This is a genomic window from Azospirillum sp., from assembly GCF_035627195.1.
Classification (GTDB): Bacteria; Pseudomonadota; Alphaproteobacteria; order Azospirillales; family Azospirillaceae; genus Azospirillum.
This window is the reverse complement of record NZ_DASPMG010000267.1, coordinates 145,511-164,185: the sequence shown is the minus strand read 5'-3', so window position 1 is coordinate 164,185 and position 18,675 is coordinate 145,511. Positions and strand designations below refer to the sequence as shown.

Below are 18,675 nucleotides of genomic sequence, written 5' to 3'. Positions count from 1 at the left end.
GGCCAGCGCCGCCACCATCAGCATGCCGTCGGCCTTGTGCAGCGCGTTGCGCAGCCGCACCGTCAGCGCGCCGGACATCTCGCGGTACTGCTTGATCAGCGCCTGCTCGTGCTCCTGCTTCACCAGCCAGGGCAGATTCTTGGCCTCCGGATCCACGTCGATGGTCAGGCCGGCCTTCTCCGCACCTTTGAGGCGCTGGCGCCAGTCGCGGGCGAAGCCGGCGCGCAGCTCCTCGTCCGGCTTGGTGAGGTCGAGCCACACCGTGCGGTAGCCGGGGCCGGTGCGGCGGAAGCCGCAGCGCTCCAGCAGCGCCGCCGTGTCGGGCGAGGCGGCGAGTTCGGGCAGGAAGGACAGGCGGTTGAGCGCGTTGTCCGGACAGGCCTTGCGCAGCGTGCGCAGCACCGGCTCCAGCACCTCCGGCCCCGGCTCGCCGTCGAACCACAGCGGGCCGCGGTGCAGCTGGCGCTGGGCGAAGACCTTCAGGCTGCGGCGCTCCAACACCTGAACCATGCCGATAACGCGGCCGGCGTGTTCGATCAGGCCCAGGCGCGGGACGTAGCGGTGCGTCTTGGCCATGGCCTGGGCGTAGCCGAAGGATTGCGGCAGGGTGGCGCGCGGCAGGCGGGCGAAGGCCGCCGACCATTCGCCGATGGTGCCCTCGTTCCAGGCGATGCGGACAGGTTCGGCCACGGCGCGGTCAGGCCGGCGGCAGGGCCGCCGTCGCCTCTTCGACCTGGGCGAAGGTAGGTCGGTATTCGGGTTCCAGCACGTTGCGCGCGTATTCCACCGAGATGGCGGGGGCGTAGCCGGACAGGTGGGCCAGCAGGCCGGTCTTCATGCACTGATAGTACTTGGTTTCGGCGTGGTAGATGCTCTTCAGGCCGCTGGCGATCGGCCCCACGAAGCCGTAGGCCACGAGCACGCCGGTGAAGGTGCCCACCAGCGCGCCGCCGATCAGCTTGCCCAACACCTCCGGCGGTTCGGTGATGGCGCCCATGGTGTGGATCACGCCCAGCACCGCCGCCACGATGCCCAGCGCCGGCACGCCGTCGGCCACCGCCTGGATGGCGTCGGACACGCGCTGGTGCTCGTGGTGCATCGTCTCGATGTCCTCCTCCATCAGGTCGACCAGCTCGTGCGGGTTGTCCGCACCCAGCGACATCAGGCGGAGATAGGTGCAGAGGAAGGATATCGCGTGGTGGTCGCCGTAGAACTTGGGGAACTGCTGGAAGAGGGGCGAATCCTCGGGCTTCTCGATGTGCTGCTCCAGCGCCAGGAGGCCCTTGGTCTTCGCGATCTTGAAGACCTGGTACATCATGGTGAGCAGTTCGAGGAAGTCCTCCTTCTTGTACTTCGGACCTTTGAAGAGGTGGCCGATCTCCTTGCCGGTGTGGGAGACGACCGACTTCGGGTTGGCGATGAAGTAGGCGCCGGCTGCGGACCCCAGGATGATCATGTACTCGAAGGGCATCCACAGAACGCCCATGTGCCCGCCGCCCAGGACGTAGCCTCCGAAGACGCTGAAGATCACGACGGCGAAGCCGATGATGACGAACATGCTTCAGGTCCCCCAGCGCGTTCCCGACCGGCGGCGGCCCTGCGCCGCACACCCGCTGCCGCCCCGCGGATGATTCCACGGGCGGCGCCCCACAATGAGCGAATCAAGCGTTGATGCTTTGTAAATTCCGCAGGACATGGCGCCGATCGGTTGCAGATCGGTCACGAAGTCTACCGGCACGGCCGGAGTCTGTCACGAAAGGAGTAGGTTCCACCCTCGCCGAACAAAAAGGGCCGCCCCGTGGGGCGGCCCTTTCCGATTGCCGTACGTGCCGGCGGCGTCAGTCGGCGGCCCAGACTTCCGGGGCGGCTTCCAGACGGCGGGCGAGGTCCTGGCGCTCCTGCTCCAGCTCCTGCGGGAGGTGGGTGCCGAAGCGGTCGAACAGCTCCTGCTGGTCGCGGACCTCGGCGATGGCCTCCTCGCGGTCGATCGTCATGATCTTGAGGAACTTGTCGCGCGGGAAGTCCAGGCCGGCCCAGTTCAGGTCCTGGTAGTGCGGCATGAAGCCGAACGGGCTCTCGGCCGCCACCGGAGCGCGGTTGCGCACGCGGTCGACGATCCACTTCAGCACGCGCATGTTGTCGCCGAAGCCCGGCCACGCGAACTTGCCGTTCTCGTCCTTACGGAACCAGTTGACGCGGTAGATCTTCGGCAGGGCCTTCACCTTGCCCTCGAAGCTCAGCCAATGGTTCCAGTAGTCGCCCATGTTGTAGCCGCAGAACGGCAGCATGGCGAACGGGTCGCGACGGATGGCGGCCTGACCGACGGCGGCGGCGGTCGCCTCCGAGCCCATGGTCGCCGCCCAGTAGACGCCCTGCTTCCAGGTCTTGGCCTCGAACACCAGCGGGAAGGTCTTGGACAGGCGGCCGCCGAAGATGAAGGCCGAGATCGGCACGCCGGCCGGATCCTCCCACGCCGGGTCGATCGACGGGCACTGCGCCGCCGGCGCGGTGAAACGCGAGTTCGGATGCGCGGCCGGACGGCCGGACGCCGGGGTCCAGTCCTTGCCCTGCCAGTCGATCAGGTGCGCCGGGGCCTCCTCCGTCAGGCCTTCCCACCACACGTCGCCGTCGTCAGTAAGGGCCACGTTGGTGAAGATGACGTTGTGGTCCAGCGTCTTCAGCGCGTTCGGGTTCGACTTGATGCTGGTGCCCGGCGCCACGCCGAAGAAGCCGGCCTCCGGGTTGATGGCGCGCAGCGTGCCGTCCGGCTGCGGCTTGATCCAGGCGATGTCGTCACCGATGGTGCGGACTTTCCAGCCCTCGAACTCCTTCGGCGGGACCAGCATGGCGAAGTTGGTCTTGCCGCAGGCCGACGGGAAGGCGGCGCCGACGTAGGTGCGCTCGCCCTCCGGGCTCTCGACGCCGAGGATCAGCATGTGCTCGGCCAGCCAGCCCTGCTCGCGGCCCATGGCCGACGCGATGCGCAGCGCGAAGCACTTCTTGCCGAGCAGCGCGTTGCCGCCGTAGCCCGAGCCGTAGGAGACGATGGCGTGCTCCTCCGGGAAGTGGACGATGTACTTGTGCTCGGCGTTGCAGGGCCACGGCACGTCCTTCTGGCCCTCGGCCAGCGGCGCGCCGACGGAGTGCAGGCACGGCACGAAGTCGCTGTCGCCCAGCTCGTCCAGCACGGCCTGCCCCATGCGGGTCATGATGCGCATGTTGACGGCGACGTACGGGCTGTCGGAGATCTGCACGCCGATGTGCGAGATGGGCGAGCCCAGCGGGCCCATGCTGAACGGCACCACGTACATGGTGCGGCCGCGCATGCAGCCGTCGAACAGGGCGTCCAGCTTGGCCTTCATCTCCTCCGGGGCGACCCAGTTGTTGGTCGGGCCGGCCTCCTCCTTGGTGCGCGAGCAGATGAAGGTACGGTCCTCGACACGGGCGACGTCGCCCGGATCGGAGCGGCAGAGGAAGGAGTTCGCGCGCTTCTCGGGGTTCAGGCGGATGAAGGTGCCCGCCTCGACCATCTCGTTGCAGAGCCGGTCGTATTCCTCCTGCGAGCCGTCGCACCAGTGCACCCGCTCGGGCTTGCACTTCAGCACGATCTCCTCGACCCAGGCCAGGAGCTTCTTGTTCCGCGTGCGCGTCGTGACAGTGTTCATTGCCTTCAGCCTCTTCTCCGGCGCCCGCCCCACCCCCGGGGCGATACAGCCGGCACGTTCGTCATCCGATGACAGGCGGCCGGACGGGAGCCGCCTCATTCACACATCCGATTCCAGGGGCGCAACCCCCGCGAACCGAAGATCAGACCACCGGTCCACCCGCCGCGTCGCGGTGATGAAAGGTGTACGAGTCGTACGGCCGGGTCGCCCCAGCGGGGTCAGCCTTCCGACGCGTCAGTGCACGGCACGGGGGGCCGTAGCGGCTGACTTTCGGTCCGGTGTGGTCCACTTCAGTGCTCTCCTGGTTGCGCTTTGATTGTGCCGGCCTTGGGGCCGGCGGTTGGTTGCCTGGAGGTAGTCAGTCTATGCCGGAGGCGGGGCCGTGGCCCCGGTCTGCGCCAGACGCCGCGCCAGCGCGGCCCGTACGCCCTCCGCGTCATCGACGCGATGATCGAAATCAATACGGGCGACCGCGCCCCCGGACCGAAGGTCGCACCCCTCCGGATCCAGGCCGGTGATCGCCCAGCGCTTGCCCTCTGTCGCAGGGGCGAAAGCCCGCAGGGCCTCGCCGTGGTCGCGGTTCAGCGCCTCGACCAGATCGGGCTCGCCCCCGGCCAGGGCCGGCGGGGCACCGTTCAGGAGAAGGTCGGCGCCGTCCACCCAGACGCTGCGGGCGAAGCCGGTGGCGAGGCCGGTCACCACATGCGCGCGCTCCACCGCAATGGTGTAGACGGCGAAGTCGGCGAAGCCCTGGTACACCGCCGAGGCCGGGTGCCGGGCCAGGAAGCGGGCGCGGTGGCGCGGCTCCTCGCTCCGCACGGCGCGGCCCAGCAGCGAGACGCGCGGGCCGGACAGCGGGTTGTCGGAAGAGCACGGGGCGGAGAACAGCAGGCCGACGCGGTCCTGGGCCGCGATGTTGCGGGTGTGGTCGGCCAGCGTGGAGATGAAGAGGATCGGCGTGCCGTCGAGGTCGGCCGCGGTCAGCACCAGCGAGGGGTACGGCCAGCCGTCGGTGTCGTGCTGCGCACTCGCCAGGATGGCGCGGTCGGCCGCGCGCAGGATGCGGCGGCCCAGGTCGCCCGGCGCGATGTCGCCCGGTGCGGTGCCGTCCGCCTGGTCACCCGCCGGGCCGGTTCGTCCGGCGGAAGAACGATCCGCCGGAGCCCGGTTCGCGGGCCCGCTGGAAAGTGCGTTTGAACTCATGTTTTAAGAATGCGTCCGCCCATGCGGCGGAGATTTCCCCCGTCGCCGTTTTGGTGACATATTGGCGTGGAGAATGCCGCGAAGAAAGGGAAAACTGGCGGCGATCACGCTTGCACCGCCATTGGGGTAGAGAACGGCCTCCCGAAGCCGTGATTTTCGGGAATTTCGAGCGAGGAATACGACCGACATGGCTCACACGATCGCGCTCGTCGACGACGATCGGAACATCCTGACCTCGGTGTCCATGGCGCTGGAAGCCGAGGGGTTCGAGGTGCGCACCTACACGGACGGGTCGGAGGCGCTGCGCGCCCTCGGCCAGCGGCCGGTGGACCTCGCCGTGCTGGACATCAAGATGCCGCGCATGGACGGCATGGAACTGCTCCAGCGGCTGCGCCAGACCACGCAGATGCCGGTCATCTTCCTGACCAGCAAGGACGACGAGGTGGACGAGCTGATGGGCCTGCGCATGGGCGCGGACGACTACATCAAGAAGCCGTTCTCCCAACGCCTGCTGATCGAGCGCATCCGGGCCTTGCTGCGCCGCGAGTCGCTGGGGCGCGACAAGACCGCGGGCGAACCCGCCCAGGTGCTGACGCGCGGCGCCATGGTGCTGGACGGAGCGCGGCATTCCTGCACCTGGAAGGGCCAGCCCATCGACCTGACGGTGACCGAGTTCCTGCTGGTCAAGGCGCTGGCGCAGCGGCCCGGCCACGTGAAGAGCCGCGACCAACTGATGGACGCCGCCTATGGCGAGCACGTCTACGTCGACGACCGAACCATCGACAGCCACATCAAGCGCCTGCGCAAGAAGTTCAAGGCCGTCGATCCCGACTTCGCACAGATCGAAACACTCTATGGCGTCGGTTACCGATACAAAGACCAGTAAGGCTGGGACCAGTAAGGCTGGGACCAGTAAGGCTGGGACCAGCAAGACCGGGACCGGCAAGGCCGTGTCCGGCAACAAGGTGGCGGCGCACCGGCCGCTGCGGCGGCGCGCGGTGTCGCCGCTGACCTTGCGCATCCTGGCGGTCAACGTGCTGGCGCTGGCGTTGCTGGTGGGTGGGCTGTTGTACCTGGGCCGCTACCAGGACCGGCTGATCCTCGCCGAGATGGAGGCGCTGGAGAAGGAAGCGCGCATCTTCGCCTCCGCGCTGGGCGAGGGCGCGGTGCAGCTGGCCGACCCCGTGGACGCCGACGGCGAGGCCGATGGCGGCGGCGACACCTACGTTTTGTCGGCCGAACTGGCGCGGCAGATGGTGCGCCGTCTGGTGGAGGCGACGGACACGCGCACCCGCCTCTATGCCGCCGACGGCGCGCCTGTGTCGGACAGCCGCGTGCTCACCGGCTCGGCCGGCACCATCCAGATCGTCGAGCTGCCCACCCCCGACGAGCGCGGCGCCCCGATGCGCGCGGCCGTGCGCCTGTACAACTGGCTGACCGACACCCTGCCCGGCCGCGACGACCTGCCCCTCTACCGCGAGCAGCCGCCCGGCCGCGCCGCCCCCTACCCCGACGTGGAACGCGCCCTGTCCGGCGAGCCCGCCGGCACCGTCTGGCGCTCCGCCGAGACGGCGGAGGGGCGGCCGGGGCTGGTGCTGACCGTGGCGGTGCCGGTGCAGCGCTACAAGCAGGTGATGGGTGCCGTCATGCTGTCGCGCAGCGGGGCGGAGATCGACGCCGCCATCCGCTCCGTCCGCTTCGACATCCTGCGCGTCTTCGCGCTGGCGCTGGCGGTGACGGTGCTGCTCTCCTTCTATCTGGCGGGCACCATCGCGCGGCCGGTGCGCATGCTGGCCCGCGCGGCCGAGCGGGTGCGCACCGGCCACGGCCGGCACATGGAGATCCCAGACTTCACCGGCCGCGGCGACGAGATCGGCGACCTGTCCGGCGCGCTGCGCGCCATGACCGGGGCGCTGTGGACGCGCATGGACGCCATCGAGCGCTTCGCCGCCGACGTGGCGCACGAGATCAAGAACCCCCTGACCTCGCTGCGCAGCGCCGTGGAGACGGTGAGCCGGGTCAACGATCCCGACCGCCGCGACCGGCTGATGGCGATCATCGCCGACGACGTGCAGCGCCTGGACCGGCTGATCAGCGACATCTCCAACGCGTCCCGCCTGGACGCCGAGCTGAGCCGCGCCGAGCTGGAGCCGGTGGACGTCGGCGCCGTGCTGGCCATGCTGGCCGACATCCACGCCGCCACGCTGGACGACGAGGACGACGCGCAGGCGCCCAGGCTGGCCGTGGAGATGCCGGTGGGCCAGGACCTGACCGTGCCGGGGCTGGAAGGGCGGCTGACGCAGGTGTTCCAGAACCTGGTCGCCAACGCCCTGTCCTTCTCGCCGCCCGGCGGCACGGTGCGGCTGACGGCCCGGCGCGAGGGGCGCGCCGTGGTGGTGACGGTGGCCGACGACGGCCCCGGCATCCCCGAAGGCAAGGAGGAGGCGATCTTCGACCGCTTCTACACGGAGCGGCCGGCGGGCGAGAAGTTCGGCACCCACTCCGGCCTGGGGCTGAGCATCTCCAAGCAGATCGTCGAGGCGCACGGCGGCTCCATCACCGCCGCCAACCGCCCCGGCCCGGACGGCCAGCCGGCCGGCGCCCTGTTCACCGTGCGCCTGCCCCGCGCTGATTGACCACAGGGCGGATCATCTGCATCACAGTTGCATCCCGCCGGTTACATATAGACTATCCGGCGAAACGGCCGTTCGCGGCCGGTTGCAGCAACCGCCATGGTTCGAGACGCGCGGCGTTCCCGTGCCGACAGCCCCCTGGCCTGCAGGAGTGGAAAAGGAGCCATGGTCGCCGCCAGCAACGCCGCCGCCCACGCCGCTGTGGGCAATGCCAAGGTCGTGGACTTCACCCGCTACCGGCTGGCGCGGCTGATCCAGGATGCCGGCCGCCAGCAGGGCGAACTGGCCCGCATGATGCGCGCCGCCACCGCCGAGCGCGCCCAGTTGGCCGAGGCGCTGCAGGGCGCCCAGCGCCACCTTGCCCGCATCGCCGATTCCTACAAGGTGCTGCTGTGCCGTTTGCAGCAGGAAAAGGACTTCCGCGACGCCTGTCAGGCGGCGGCCGAACTGGACGACCTGGACGAGATGATCCGCCGCCGCGACGCGCTGGCCAAACAGCTGGAAAACATCCGGCGCGAGGGGCGGCCGCTTCTGATGGTCGAGGACGAGGCACAGGGGTGATGGCGCGGCCTTTGTCATGCCATTACGGCAGGACAGACCCGCCTTCCCATTGACAGAACTGTTTGCACGCCTCACCTTCGGCGCATCATGGTGACAATTCATGGCACCTGCGTGTTGGTGGCGGGCATCGGAGTCCTGCTGCGCGGACCGTCCGGCGGCGGCAAGTCCGACGTGGCCCTGCGGCTGATCGACGGCGGCGCGCGGCTTGTGGCGGACGACCAGGTGGAACTGCGCATGGACCAGGGCCGGCTGACGGCGACCGCGCCGGCCGCGCTCGCCGGCCTCATCGAGGTGCGCGGCGTGGGCATCCTGCCCGTGCCGGCGGCCGAATCCGCGCCCATCGGGCTGGTCGTCGATCTGGTGCCGCGCGACGGCGTGGAGCGCCTGCCCGAACCGGACACGGCCGTCCTGCTCGATACCGCCGTGCCGCGCGTGGCGCTGGCCGCCTTCGACGCCTCCACACCGGCCAAGCTGCGCCTCGCCGCCGCGGCCGCCGGGGCCGGCACCCTGGCCGCCGTGCCCGCGCGCATGGATCGCGTGACGGCGCCATGACCACGACGCCGCCCCCCGCCGCGCAGGCGCCCGCCCCCGCGCAGGAGCGCCGCCGCATCCTGATCGTCACCGGCATGTCCGGCGCCGGCATGTCCATCACGCTGAAGGCGCTGGAGGACCTGGGCTACGAATCGGTGGACAACCTGCGCCTGTCGCTGGTCGACGCGCTGGTCCAGCAGGGCGAGCCCGGGCACCGGCCGCTGGCCATCGTCATCGACAGCCGCACCCGCGATTTCAGCGCTGACGCCTTCCTGGACCACCTGCAGGCGCTGAAGGCGCGGCCGGACCTGGACGTGCGCCTGCTGTTCCTGGACTGCGGCGACGAGGTGCTGCAGCGCCGCTTCACCGAGACGCGGCGCCGCCACCCGCTGGCCACCGACCGCCCGGTGCCGGACGGCATCCAGCGCGAGCGCGTGCTGCTGGCGCCGTTGCGCGAGCGCGCCGACGTCACCATCGACACCACGCAGCTGTCCATCCACGACCTGCGGCGGCTGGCCGCCGGCCACTTCGCGCTGGAGGCGCAGCCGGCGCTGCAGGTCTTCGTCACCTCCTTCTCGTTCCGGGCGGGCGTGCCGCGCGAGGCGGACCTGGTGTTCGACGTGCGCTTCCTGACCAACCCGCACTGGGACCCGACGCTGCGCCCGCTGACCGGGCTGGACGCGCCGGTGGCCGAACGTGTCGCGGGCGACCCCGACTACGAACAATTTTTCCGGCATCTGACGGACTTGTTGCGTCCGCTGCTGCCGCGCTACAACCAAGAGGGCAAGAGCTACCTGACCATCGCGGTCGGCTGCACCGGCGGACGGCACCGTTCGGTGTTCGTCGCGGAGCGGCTGGCCGGGTGGCTGAGGGGCTTGGGGCTCAAGGTCGGCCTCAACCACCGCGACCTTGAACGGCAAGGCCCGCGGCCGGGCTGACGCAGGGGACCAGCATGAAGGACGTCCGATGATCGGTATGGTTCTGGTGACCCACGGGCGCTTGGCGGAGGAGTTCATCGCCGCCCTGGAGCACGTCGTGGGAGAGCAGCAGCAGGTGCGGGCCGTGTGCATCGGCCCCGACGACGACATGGAGCAGCGCCGGCAGGACATCCTCAACTCGGTCGCCGAGGTGGACGACGGGGCCGGCGTGGTGGTGCTGACCGACATGTTCGGCGGCACGCCGTCCAACCTCGCCATCTCCATCATGGACAAGGCCAAGGTGGAGGTGATCGCCGGCGTCAACCTGCCCATGCTGATCAAGCTGGCCAGCGTGCGCGGGCAGGAAACGCTGGGCCACGCCGTGGTCGCCGCGCGCGAGGCCGGGCAGAAGTACATCAACGTCGCCTCCTCGCTGCTGTCGGACGGTTAAGCCACCCATGAGCGACAACGCCCCCGAGGTCTGCCAGACGGTGACCATCTGCAACCAGCGCGGCCTGCACGCCCGCGCCGCCGCCAAGTTCGTCAAGCTGGTCGCCAAGTTCGACTGCGAGGTCGAGGTGCGCCGCGGCGAGAACGTGGTGTCGGGCGAATCGATCATGGGCCTGATGATGCTGGCCGCCGGCCCCGGCACCACGGTGGAGCTGTGCGGCTATGGCCGCGAGGCCGAGGCCGCCATCGGCGCGCTGGCCGACCTGATCAACCGCAAGTTCGATGAAGACGAGTGATGCCGCCGGCGGCGGCGGCGCGTCAGCGGGCATGCGCGCGCTGCGCGGCCTGGGCGTGTCGCCCGGCATCGCCGTCGGCCCCGCCCACATCGTGGAGAGCGGCGCCGTCCGCGTGCCGGAATACCCCATCGCGCCGGACGCGGTGGAGGCCGAGGTCGCCCGCTTCGCCGAAGCCGCCTCCAAGGCCCGCCGGCAGATCCGGAAGCTGAAGAGCAAGGCGCTGGTCCTGCCCGAGTCGGCCTCGGAGGAGATCGGCATCCTGCTGGACGCGCATCTGGCCATGCTGACCAACTCGCGCCTGACGCGGGGGGTGGAGCGCCGCGTGCGCGAGGAGCGCCTCAACGCCGAGGCCGCCGTGCAGGCGGAGATCAACACCATCGCCCAGACCTTCGCCGCCATGGACGACACCTATCTGGCGGCGCGCGTCGGCGACGTGCGCGAGGTGGGGCGGCGCCTGATCCGCAACCTGATGCGGCACGAGTACCAGGCCTTCGCCGTCCTGCCCCTCGGCACGGTCATTTTGGCGGAGGAGCTGACGCCGGCCGACACCGCGCTGCTGGACCCGCGCCGGGTGGCCGGCTTCGCCACCGTGCTGGGCGGGGCGGAGGGGCACACGGCGATCATGGCGCGCTCGCTCGGCCTGCCGGCGGTGCTGGGCGTGGCGGGGCTGCTGTCGGGGGTGAAGAACGGCACGCGGGTCATCGTCGACGGCGTGCAGGGCCGCGTCGTCATCGACCCCGACGCCGCGACGCTGGCCGAGTACGAGGCGATGCGCAGTGCCCGCGAACGCGAGCGCGAGAAGCTGAAGGGCCTGAAGCGCCTGCCGGCGGTGACGCGCGACGGCACGCCGGTGACGCTGCACGCCAACCTGGAACTGCCGCGCGACCTGGACAACGCGCTGGAGAACGGGGCGCAGGGCATCGGCCTGCTGCGCACCGAGTTCCTGTTCATGAACCGCGACGACCTGCCCGACGAGGACGAGCAGTACGACGTGCTGCGCGCCATCGTCGAGGGCATGGGCGGGCGCACGGTGACCGCGCGCACCATGGACGTGGGCGGCGAGAAGCTGGCCGGCTGGATGGCGGGCCGCTACGGCGAGCCGGCCAACCCGGCGCTGGGCCTGCGCGCCGTGCGCCTGGGCCTGCGCGAGCCGAAGCTCCTGGAGGCGCAACTCGCCGCCATGCTGCGCGCCGGGGCGCACGGGCCGCTGCGCATCCTGCTGCCGATGATCTGTTCGGTGGCCGAGGTGCAGAAGGTACGCGAGACGCTGGGCACCGTGGCGCGGCGCCTGCGCCGCCGGGGCGTGCCCATCGCCGACCCGCTGCCGCCGGTGGGCGTGATGGTGGAGGTTCCCGGCGCCGCCCTGTCGGCCGACGCGCTGGCCTACGCCGCCGATTTCTTCGCCATCGGCACCAACGACCTGACGCAGTACACGCTGGCCATCGACCGCGGCGACGAGCAGGTGGCCAGCCTGTACGACCCGCTGCACCCCGCCGTGCTGCGCCTGATCCAGTTCACGGTGGAGGCGGCGCTGCGCGCCCGCATCCCGGTGTCGGTGTGCGGCGAGATCGCCGGCGACCCGCGCTACAGCGCGCTGCTGCTGGGCCTGGGCGTGCGCGAGCTGTCCATGGCGCCGATGAGCATCCCGGTGGTCAAGCGCCGCATCCGCGGCCTGGACCTGATCGAGGCGGGGCGCCGGGCGCGGGTCATCATGGACCAGTCCGACAGCGGCCGGATCGCCGCCCTGCTGGACGACTTCAACGCCACCGCCTGAGCGGCGAATGTTACTCAATGCAACCGGATGCAACGCATTCGGGGCAGGTGTTGCATTCCCGACCCCCGTGCCGTTCCCGTTCATCCGCACCCGCCGCGCTCCGATCCGCATTTCAGGATTTTTATCCTAACGCGGAACGGCCGGGCGGGCAAGGTGGCGGCGGGGGGGGGCGGCGGGTGTGGCCGTGTCAGCGGTTGCTTCAGCGGCCGTGTCAGTGGCCTGGGGGGCGGCGGCGGACGGCGGCGTGCAGGCGGGGCGTGACGTCGTAGACCACCAGCGTCAGCAGCGCCACCAGCGCGCCGACCACGACGGCCTCGGCCAGCGCCACGGCGACCAGCAGCGGCTCGAACCCCGTCGAGGCCTGCACGCCCGACAGGGCGGAAAGAATAAAATTCGAGATGAAAACGGCGCTCAGCAGAATGATGGCCGTAATGCCCGGCATGACCGTCCCCCATCGTCTGGCCGTCCGCCGCGCTCCCCAGCACCTGTTCTGCGGATCGGCGTGTGATGGACGAATTCACTACCACCTTTTGGGGGTCATGCACACCCGTGGTGCGGCGCATCATTGTCGCAGAACGGGGTGTTTTCAGATGTACTTCGGGGATATTTAGGTGGGATTTTCGACAAGGGCCGTGCGGGTTTCGGCTGACGAAGGCGTTCGGATCAAAAACACGAAGATCAGAAGATTGAAAGATCAGAAGGAAGCGCCGGCCCTCCCCTCCCCTGCGAAGCGCGGGCTCCCGACTTGCGGGCACCCGTGGTGGCTGAGCGCCAGCGAAGCCGGGTGGAGGGCACCGCGACGCGACCACGTTGCACACCCGCACCGCTTGTCCGAGCATGGACGCCTATGCGACTCTGCGCGCGTCGTCAGGCCGGGGACACGCGCCGCATGTGGGAAATCATTGCCGAAGCCCTGAAAGCGGCCTTCGCTTTCGTCTCCGATGCAGGAAACCAGAAAACGCTGGGCTGGATCGGCGGTGCGATCGTCGCCACTGCCGGCTTCTTCGGCTGGAAGGCGCGTTCGACGAAGAAGGCCGAACCGGACGCGAAGGCCACCCTGCCCGCACCCAACGTGAGCGCATCCAACGGCTCGGTCGCCTTGGGCCATGGAGCCTCGGACAGCCAGTTCACCGTCAACTCCACCGTGACCAACGGTACAACACCCGAGGCGATCGCCGAGATATTCAAAGGCATCCAAAGCCTGCAAGGCGGCGTGCCGGCGCAGACCTTCGAGGACGGACGCAAGGCCGGCTTCACTGAAGCCGCGTTGCAATCCTTCTTCGCCATTGTGCGCGAGGAGAAGGTGCCGCAGGAGCAATTGCCGGCCAAGCTGACCGAGATTGCCACCCGCTACGTCGAACTGTGCGACCGGATGGCCGTTCTGCGCACCGAAAGCCCGGAAAACCGCGAGCGCGTCGCAGCCGCACGGGCGGCTATTGAGCGCGCCGATTATGGCAGTGCAGAAACCTTGCTCCAAGAGGTTGAACAGGCGGAATCAGACGCGGTCGTCCGCGCCGCCCGGTTGGCCGAGGAAGCGCAAGAGTCCGCCGACGCTCACCGCCGCGCCCACGCCGTGACCCGCGCCGAACGAGGCCGTCTCAGCCTATTGCGCTTGGACTATCTAGGCGCCGCCGACCACTTCCAAACCGCCTGCGCGCTGCTGCCGAAAGGCGACAAGCGGACGCGTGGATGTATGCTGTTGGAAGCGTCCAGAGCGTATTGGACGTATGGCGATCAAAAGGGCGATAACACTGCTTTGCAGGCCGCTATCAACGTTGTCCGCGATGCACTTTCATACCTGTTGCGCGAGCAATACCCGGAAGACTGGGCGACCGCTCAAGTCAGCTTCGGCAACGCACTTATGGCCTTGGGCGAGCGTGAGAGCGATACGGCACGTCTGGAGGAAGCGGTTAAAGCGTATCACGCCGCCCTGGTCGAACGCACCCGTGAGACCGCCCCGCTCGCCTGGGCTATGACCCAGAACAACCTCGGCAATGCTCTTTGGGCGCTGGGCAAACGAGAAAACGGCACGACACGCTTGGAAGAAGCGATCCAGGCCTATCGCGCTGCTCTACTCGAACACACTCGCGAGCGGGTTCCACTAGCGTGGGCCACTACCCAGAACAACCTCGGCAATGCGCTTTGGGCGCTGGGCAAACGAGAAAACGGCACGACGCGCTTGGAAGAGGCGATCCAGGCCTATCGCGCTGCTCTGCTCGAACACACCCGCAAACGGGCTCCACTAGCATGGGCCACTACCCAGAACAATCTCGGCAACGCATTGAAAGGAAAGGGCGAGCGCGAGAACAGCACAATACGCCTAGAGGAGGCAATTGAAGCCTACCGCGCCGCTCTTCTTGAGCGTACCCGCGAGCGCGTGCCGCTCGACTGGGCCACCACCCAGAACAACCTAGGCAATGCGCTTCAAAGATTAGGTGAGAGCAAGAACGGCACAACCTGCCTGGAGGAGGCAATTGAAGCTTACCGCGCCGCTCTTCTTGAGCGTACCCGCGAGCGCGTGCCGCTCGCTTGGGCCATGACCCAGAATAACCTTGGCACAGCGCTTGAAGAATTAGGTGAGCGCACAGAAAATAATACACACCTAGAAGAAGCAATGGCAGTATATGACAAAGCACTTGCAGTCTTCTCGGCAGCAGGGGCCTCACATTACATTGATGCTGCCACCTGTAATCGAGATCGCGTGCGCGCCACTTTGGAAAATCTACGCCAAGCCGCCCAATGAAGCAGGCGCCTTCCGCTGCGTTCCTCCTTCTGATCTTCCATCTTCTGATCTTCGAGCCTGTTTTAAAAGGGCTTGGCTGACAGGCGAGGCTTGCGCTTGCTTGTGAGCCGCTGGGCCATCGGGCGGATCATGGCGAGTTGGGCCATGGCGCGCGAGACCTCCGGCGGATCCTCATGGTCGCGGGCCGATCGGCGCCACCGCCCCTGCCCGCGGGATGGACCGACGCCTCCACACGCTGTGACCTTTCGGCGCACGGCTTTACGTCTATTGTATTAGATATATATCTTCCGCATTGCATACGGGGATGTGCGAAGGGGGGATGGGGTATGGCGTGGCTTTCCAACATCAGGATCACGACCAGGATCTGGTTGCTGATCGGTCTGGGAGCGCTGGGGATCGCAAGCATCGTGGCCGCCTATCTGGTGGGCGAGGCCGGCATGGCCGAGAAGGAGAAGACCTATGCCGCTTCCCGCCAGATCGAGAGTGACGCGGGGAATGCCGACAAGGGACTGCTGCGGATGCGGGCGGCGTCGCTGCAGTTCCTCGACAGCAGGGACATCACGCTGGTCCCGCAGTACGAGGCGTTCTGGAACGACACGCTCAAGGCGGTGACCGGCATCGAGGCGGTTCCCGGCTTCCCCGAGATCGCCGGCAAGGCCAGGGAAGCGCGTCAGGCCATCGATCAGCTGCGCAACGGCTTCGCCGATGCCGTGGAGAAGGTCAAGGTGCTGGGGCTGACCGAGAACGACGGCCTGCAGGGCACCCTGCGCACCGCGGTGCGCAGCGTCGAGGCGCGCGTCACCCAGGCCGGCGACCTGTCGCTGCTCAACGCCATGCTGTTCCTGCGGCGGCTGGAGAAGGACTACATGCTGCGCGACGACGCGCGCTATGTCGCCGACCACGCCGAGGCGGTGAAAACGGCCCGCGCGCGCCTGAAGGAGTCGGCGTTGACGCCGGACGTCCAGGCCGAGCTGTCGAACCTGATCGACGCCTACGCCGCCGGCTTCCAGGCCTACGTCGCCGGCCAAAAGGCGCTGAAGGCAACGCTGGAAGAGATCGGCCGCATCCGGCCCGTCGTCGACGCCGCCGTCGCCGCGCTGGGCGATGCCGCCCGCGCCCGTCAGGCCGCCGCGCGGGAGGAGCTGAACGCCGTTCGGGCCACGACGCGCACGGTCATCCTGGGAGCGGCCGGGGGGCTGCTGGCGCTGTTCCTGGCGGGAGCGGTCGTGCTGTCGCGCAGCATCACCGGGCCGGTGTCCCGCCTGAACACCGCCATGTCGCAACTGGCGGCCGGCAACCTGGACGTCGGCGTCCCCTCCACCGACAGCCGCGACGAGATCGGCGCCATGGCACGCGCCATGCTGGTGTTCCAGGAAGGCGCCGTCGAGCGCAAGCGGCTGGAAGCCGCCCAGGCGGAGGAGCGCGCCGCCAAGGAGCGCCGCGCCCTGGCGGTGGAGCGGCTGGTGGAGGAGTTCGAACGGGCGGCATCGGGCCGGCTGCGCACCGTCGCCGCCGCCGCGACCGAGCTGGAAAGCACGGCCCGCAGCATGAGCGACGTCGCCGGAAACGCGATGGAGCAGGCATCCAGCTCCGCCGACGCCTCGCAGCAGACCTCGGCCAACGTGCAGACGGTGGCGGCCGCCACCGAGGAGATGACCAGCTCCATCGCCGAGATCGCCCGGCAGGTCGACGAGAGCGCCGAGGTGACCCGCAGCGCCGTCGACGAGGCGCAGAACACCAACGCCATCGTCACCAGCCTGAACGAATCGGCCCAGCGCATCGGCGACGTGGTGAAGCTGATCCAGGACATCGCCAGCCAGACCAACCTGCTGGCGCTGAACGCCACCATCGAGGCGGCCCGCGCCGGCGAGGCCGGCAAGGGCTTCGCCGTCGTGGCGCAGGAGGTGAAGAACCTCGCCAACCAGACCGCCAAGGCCACCGAGGACATCACCGCCCAGATCAGCGGCATGCAGGCCGAAACCGCCGGCGTGGTGGGCGCCATCCGCGGCATCACCGACACCATCGGCCGGGTGAACCACATCGCCTCGGCCATCGCCGCGGCGGTGGAGGAGCAGAACGCCACCACCGGCGAGATCTCGCGCAACGTGCAGCAGGCGGCGTCCGCCACCCAGTCGGTGTCGTCGAGCATCCAGACCGTCACCCAGGCGGCCGAGCAGACGGGGGCCGCCAGCAGCCAGGTGCTGAGCGCCGCGCAGGAGCTGTCGGTGCAGGCGGAGGGACTGCAGAGCGAGGTGCAGCGCTTCCTCAGCGGCATCCGCGCGGCGTAAACCCCTCCTTTTTGAGTTCGCCGCATGAAGGCGCCCGATGGCCTCCATTGGGCGCCTTCGTCGTTCGGGGCGCCGGGTTCGCCCGCCGCCAACCCCACACACATAAAGATATCTTTATGCTTGCATGTCGGTCGCCCCGCTGGTACACCCGGCCGCATCGGGGCGCCGGCCTATGGCAGACGTGCGCCCGCACCGACCCTATTCCCGCGAGGAGCCTTCCATGCCCGCCAGCTTCACCGACTACAAGGTCAAGGACATCAGCCTCGCGCAGTGGGGCCGCAAGGAGATCACCATCGCCGAGACCGAGATGCCCGGCCTGATGGCCTTGCGTCAGGAATACGGCGACTCCAAGCCGCTGAAGGGTGCGCGCATCGTCGGCTGCCTGCACATGACCATCCAGACCGCCGTGCTGATCGAGACGCTGACCGCGCTGGGCGCCACCGTGCGCTGGTCGTCGTGCAACATCTTCTCGACGCAGGACCACGCGGCCAGCGCCATCGCCGCCGCCGGCATCCCCGTGTTCGCCTGGAAGGGCGAGACGGAGGAGGAGTTCTGGTGGTGCATCGAGCAGACGCTGCGCGGCCCGGACGGCTGGACCCCGAACATGATCCTGGACGACGGCGGCGACGTCACCCAGATCATGCACGACAAGTATCCGGAGATGCTGAACGACGTGCGCGGCCTGTCGGAGGAGACGACCACCGGCGTGCACCGCCTGTATGAGATGATGAAGGCCGGCACGCTGAAGGTGCCCGCCATCAACGTCAACGACAGCGTCACCAAGTCGAAGTTCGACAACCTGTACGGCTGCCGCGAGTCGCTGGTCGACGGCATCAAGCGCGCCACCGACGTGATGGTGGCCGGCAAGGTCGCCGTGGTCGCCGGCTATGGCGACGTGGGCAAGGGCTCGGCCGCCTCGCTGCGCAGCCAGGGTGCGCGCGTGATGGTGACGGAGATCGACCCGATCAACGCCCTCCAGGCCGCCATGGAAGGCTATCAGGTCACCACCATGGACGAGGCCGCCCCGCTGGGCGACATCTTCGTCACCGCCACCGGCAACGTCGACGTCATCACGCTGGACCACATGCGGGCCATGAAGGACCGCGCCATCGTGTGCAACATCGGCCACTTCGACAGCGAGATCCAGATCGACAGCCTGAAGAACCTGGTGTGGGACGAGGTGAAGCCGCAGGTGGACGAGGTCGTCTTCCCGGACGGCAAGCGCCTGATCGTGCTGGCTAAGGGCCGCCTGGTGAACCTGGGCTGCGCCACCGGCCACCCGAGCTTCGTGATGTCCGCCAGCTTCACCAACCAGGTGCTGGCGCAGATCGAGCTGTGGAACAACGCCGAGAAGTACGAGCGCAAGGTCTACGTCCTGCCCAAGCACCTGGACGAGAAGGTCGCCCGCCTGCACCTGGACAAGATCGGCGCCAAGCTGACCCAGCTGTCCGACAAGCAGGCTGCCTACATCGGCGTCGACGTCAACGGCCCGTACAAGCCGGAGCACTACCGCTACTAAGCGGCGCCCTGGTGGTGTGAAGAAAGGCCCCTTTCCGCGAGGAGAGGGGCCTTTTTGTTTGATGGTTTGGAGACACGGATGAACACGGATTGCGC

16 protein-coding genes are annotated in these 18,675 nt (G+C 68.7%); 11 read left to right on the top strand and 5 right to left on the bottom strand.

Going from position 1 to position 18,675, the window contains the following annotated elements:
• The 4 genes from VED21_RS24760 to VED21_RS24745 all read right to left on the bottom strand — a co-directional run.
• On the bottom strand, window positions 1-690 hold a 690-nt coding region (locus tag VED21_RS24760; protein ID WP_324887041.1), incomplete at its 3' end, for a GNAT family N-acetyltransferase.
• A 7-nt stretch (window positions 691-697) separates the two neighbouring features.
• On the bottom strand, window positions 698-1,558 hold the full coding sequence (gene motA, locus VED21_RS24755; RefSeq protein ID WP_324887039.1) for a flagellar motor stator protein MotA: 861 nt from the start codon (window positions 1,556-1,558) through the stop codon (window positions 698-700).
• A gap of 280 nt (window positions 1,559-1,838) precedes the next feature.
• Complete coding sequence (locus tag VED21_RS24750; RefSeq protein WP_324887037.1) at window positions 1,839-3,665, bottom strand: phosphoenolpyruvate carboxykinase (GTP); 1,827 nt, start codon at window positions 3,663-3,665, stop codon at window positions 1,839-1,841.
• Window positions 3,666-4,028: 363 nt separating this feature from the next.
• A complete protein-coding gene (locus VED21_RS24745) occupies window positions 4,029-4,868 on the bottom strand; it encodes a HugZ family protein (RefSeq protein ID WP_324887035.1) in 840 nt (279 codons plus the stop codon).
• A 187-nt stretch (window positions 4,869-5,055) separates the two neighbouring features.
• Here VED21_RS24745 and VED21_RS24740 point away from each other — a divergent pair, with 187 nt between their 5' ends.
• From VED21_RS24740 to ptsP, 8 genes are all read left to right on the top strand, one after another.
• Complete coding sequence (locus tag VED21_RS24740; RefSeq protein ID WP_324887033.1) at window positions 5,056-5,754, top strand: response regulator transcription factor; 699 nt, start codon at window positions 5,056-5,058, stop codon at window positions 5,752-5,754.
• On the top strand, window positions 5,723-7,504 hold the full coding sequence (locus VED21_RS24735; protein WP_414638298.1) for a stimulus-sensing domain-containing protein: 1,782 nt from the start codon (window positions 5,723-5,725) through the stop codon (window positions 7,502-7,504). The genes VED21_RS24740 and VED21_RS24735 overlap by 32 nt, the downstream gene beginning before the upstream one ends.
• A gap of 162 nt (window positions 7,505-7,666) precedes the next feature.
• Window positions 7,667-8,062, top strand: a complete 396-nt coding sequence (locus VED21_RS24730) for a hypothetical protein (protein WP_324887029.1) — start codon at window positions 7,667-7,669, stop codon at window positions 8,060-8,062.
• Window positions 8,063-8,149: 87 nt separating this feature from the next.
• On the top strand, window positions 8,150-8,614 hold the full coding sequence (locus VED21_RS24725; protein WP_324887028.1) for an HPr kinase/phosphatase C-terminal domain-containing protein: 465 nt from the start codon (window positions 8,150-8,152) through the stop codon (window positions 8,612-8,614).
• Complete coding sequence (gene rapZ / locus VED21_RS24720) at window positions 8,611-9,531, top strand: RNase adapter RapZ (protein ID WP_324887026.1); 921 nt, start codon at window positions 8,611-8,613, stop codon at window positions 9,529-9,531. Before VED21_RS24725 ends, rapZ begins: the two co-directional genes overlap by 4 nt.
• Window positions 9,532-9,559: 28 nt before the next feature.
• Window positions 9,560-9,961 carry a PTS sugar transporter subunit IIA gene (locus tag VED21_RS24715; protein WP_324887024.1) on the top strand — a complete coding sequence of 134 codons (402 nt, stop codon included), beginning with the start codon at window positions 9,560-9,562 and terminating at the stop codon, window positions 9,959-9,961.
• A gap of 7 nt (window positions 9,962-9,968) precedes the next feature.
• Entirely contained in the window at window positions 9,969-10,256 is a 288-nt protein-coding gene (locus VED21_RS24710; protein ID WP_324887022.1) for an HPr family phosphocarrier protein, read from the top strand.
• Window positions 10,243-12,030, top strand: coding sequence for a phosphoenolpyruvate--protein phosphotransferase (ptsP, locus tag VED21_RS24705; RefSeq protein ID WP_324887020.1), 1,788 nt, complete (start codon window positions 10,243-10,245; stop codon window positions 12,028-12,030). Before VED21_RS24710 ends, ptsP begins: the two co-directional genes overlap by 14 nt.
• A gap of 211 nt (window positions 12,031-12,241) precedes the next feature.
• On the opposite strand, the gene VED21_RS24700 is transcribed toward ptsP, so the two are convergent.
• Window positions 12,242-12,472 carry a hypothetical protein gene (locus VED21_RS24700; protein ID WP_324887018.1) on the bottom strand — a complete coding sequence of 77 codons (231 nt, stop codon included), beginning with the start codon at window positions 12,470-12,472 and terminating at the stop codon, window positions 12,242-12,244.
• Between the two features lie 447 nt (window positions 12,473-12,919).
• Between VED21_RS24700 and VED21_RS24695 the strand changes: the two genes are divergently transcribed.
• From VED21_RS24695 to ahcY, 3 genes are all read left to right on the top strand, one after another.
• Window positions 12,920-14,773, top strand: coding sequence for a tetratricopeptide repeat protein (locus VED21_RS24695; protein WP_324887016.1), 1,854 nt, complete (start codon window positions 12,920-12,922; stop codon window positions 14,771-14,773).
• Between the two features lie 326 nt (window positions 14,774-15,099).
• Window positions 15,100-17,061: a HAMP domain-containing methyl-accepting chemotaxis protein gene (locus tag VED21_RS24690; protein WP_324887014.1), complete on the top strand. Its 1,962-nt coding sequence runs from the start codon at window positions 15,100-15,102 to the stop codon at window positions 17,059-17,061.
• A gap of 220 nt (window positions 17,062-17,281) precedes the next feature.
• Entirely contained in the window at window positions 17,282-18,580 is a 1,299-nt protein-coding gene (ahcY, locus tag VED21_RS24685; RefSeq protein WP_324887012.1) for an adenosylhomocysteinase, read from the top strand.
• The last annotated feature ends 95 nt before the right edge of the window (window positions 18,581-18,675 follow it).